This window comes from Leucobacter sp. 7(1), assembly GCF_900163635.1.
In the GTDB taxonomy this organism is placed as follows: domain Bacteria; phylum Actinomycetota; class Actinomycetes; order Actinomycetales; family Microbacteriaceae; genus Leucobacter.
Genome location: NZ_FUID01000060.1, coordinates 1 through 2,453, shown reverse-complemented (window position 1 = coordinate 2,453; position 2,453 = coordinate 1). Strand labels below are relative to the sequence as shown.

Below are 2,453 nucleotides of genomic sequence, written 5' to 3'. Positions count from 1 at the left end.
ATCGCGACCCCGGTGAGGGCTACTGCTTGATCATCGGCGAGGAACCTGCCGTCGCCGTCCGGGCGACGGGTGACCTTCTCGATCACCTCGACCGGGACGGTGGGTGAGGTCATGCTGCGGGCGCGCTCGAGGAGCCTATCTTCCGCCGCCAGGATTTCAGGCGACGAGTACACCGTCGACGCGACAGGCCGGAACCTGCTGCTGCCGTCGGCCCGACGGAACACGGTTGGGCTGGACGCGAGCTCGGGCGGAGTGAGCTGGATCGATGCGCGCTCGGCACCGTCGACCACCATTCCAACGACAGCTTCACGATCCTGCGTGGTGGCGAACCGGTACGGCATCGTTAGCCGTGCGGCTTCAGCGGTGAGGTTCCAGCGCCGCCAGGTCGACCGCTTCTCACCGACCGCCTCCACCACGCTGCGCCCAAGCGAGGCGATCACGTCCAAAGGCACATCGTCGGCGCGGAGTAACAGCGGTGCGTCGTTCGCGGTGACGGCGCGGGCCCAGCGTGTGGCGTCTTCACCGAGAAGGTGCGACGCACGTTCCCGCCACTCACTCGTGAGGTCTGCGAGGGAACGGACCTGCTTCTCCGGTCTGGTCACCAACGTCGCCTGTGCTCGAAGCCTCACGATGGTGGCGGGCGTAGGCCTGTGCCCGTTCGCGGCAACGTACGCTGCGATCAAGCGATCCGTCTCTGCATCAATATGCCTCGCACGAGTGGAAAACTCTGCAACCAGCCGTTCCGGCACCGCGGTGATCGCCCAGGCGGCGTTGCGGTCACGCCCCATGTCCCGTGCCTCCCACTCGACGCCGAAGGTGCGGGTGAGGTGGTCGGCGAAGACGGCTTCGTGGAGTTCGGAGAGGGCGACGGTGGCGGCGTGGAGGGGGCGTCCGTCGAGGGAGCGCCATTTGCCGTCGTGGACGGTCTGCACCTTGTTGGAGATCACCACGTGCGTGTGCAGATGCGGGTCACCCGCCCGTGAGTCGTAGTGATCGAACGCTGTGGCGATCACCCCGGACACGTCAGCCTGCGCAACCGCCCCGTTGCGTCCTGCTGCGCCGACGCGGGTTGCGGCAACCTCCCGCTCGATGAAGACAACCATCTCCGCAACCGCCGCGTGATGCGCCTCCGCAATCAGCGATTGCGTACCAGCGTCGGACACCGCCCACAGCACCGATGCGGACTTCGGAATCGAGAACGTGAAATCAAACCCCGCAACCGCCTTCCGCACCCCACGAGCACTCTCCTCAGCCGCGATTGCAGCAACCGCTTCCGCACGCTCCGTCACCGGGAGGCCAACGTCGAGCCTGTTGGTACGGTGCTCGATCCGCTCAGCCACGGTTGGATACTTCCGATACGGACTGCCGAGCGCCTGATCGGTCACCGGGTCTCGGCCTTGGCCGATCAGGCGTTGAAGCTGCAGCTCGGAAACCTCGTTACCGACGGTGATTGTTCCGCCACCGAGCGCGGTAACGGCTGACCCGAGCCAGCGCCCCGGCGGGGTTCCTTCTTCCGTGTAGTACCTGGTCAACGGTGTGGAGAGCACGCGGTCGCCGTCTCCTGTGGCGACGGTGCGCAGGAGGTACTTGTAGCCGTCTCCGGCGGACATCACTCGCATCGAAACTGTCACCAGGCACCGCCTCTCCTCACGACGAAGGTGAGCTCCACGACCCGTGACCGCGATGATTTCGGGGGTCGCTTTCGACGGTGGCGCCCCTCGCTTGCAAGAGGCGTGACAACCCGTTCGAGCGAACCGCGAGAGGTCGGCGGCGCTGGGCGTCGATGTCGGCCGACGTGACTCGGGAAGAGCCGGCTGAACGGCAGTGGGTGGGGTGGCTCGTGCACCTGGTGGGTGACCAGCTCGGAGCAAGCAATGCGGCTCTGAGGAGCGCCGTTCCAGGAGGTTCGCCCGTGGCAGCACAGACCCTCACCGATCCGCCCGCGCCGCTGCGTGTCGGGTCGCTGTTCTCCGGCTACGGCGGACTCGACCTTGCCATCGAGGAAGTCTTCGGAGCACGAACGATCTGGTTCTCGGAGATCAACGAACCCGTCGCGCGTGTCTTTTCCCACCATTGGCCTGACGCGCCGAACCTCGGAGACATCACCACCATCGACTGGAGCCTCGTCCCTCGGGTGGACATCCTCTGCGGAGGGTTCCCCTGCCAAGATGTCTCCACCGTCGGGAAGATGGCCGGCCTGAAGCCCGGCACTCGCTCCGGCCTGTGGGCGCACATGGCGGCAGCGATCGATGCGCTGCAACCCGGGTGGGTCGTGATTGAGAACGTCCGTGGGCTGCTCTCCGCACCCGCGATCCGCGCAAACCTCCAAGGAGATGACGATGAGCAACGCAACCCCCGAGATGCAACCCCTCGCGGTGTGGAATCCGACCCGTGGCATCTGGGAGAAACCGCAACTCGACCTCTTCGGGCTGCAGGAGCAGTTCTGGGAGACC

Annotated in this window: 2 protein-coding genes; one reads left to right on the top strand and one right to left on the bottom strand. The window is 66.1% G+C overall.

Annotated elements, in window-relative coordinates:
* A partial coding sequence (gene mobF, locus FM113_RS11285; RefSeq protein ID WP_176387190.1) for a MobF family relaxase occupies nt 1–1,631 on the bottom strand: 1,631 nt, incomplete at its 3' end.
* 281 nt (nt 1,632–1,912) lie between these two features.
* Between mobF and FM113_RS11280 the strand changes: the two genes are divergently transcribed.
* Nucleotides 1,913–2,453: DNA cytosine methyltransferase (locus FM113_RS11280; RefSeq protein ID WP_254908980.1), on the top strand; the 541-nt coding region annotated here is incomplete at its 3' end.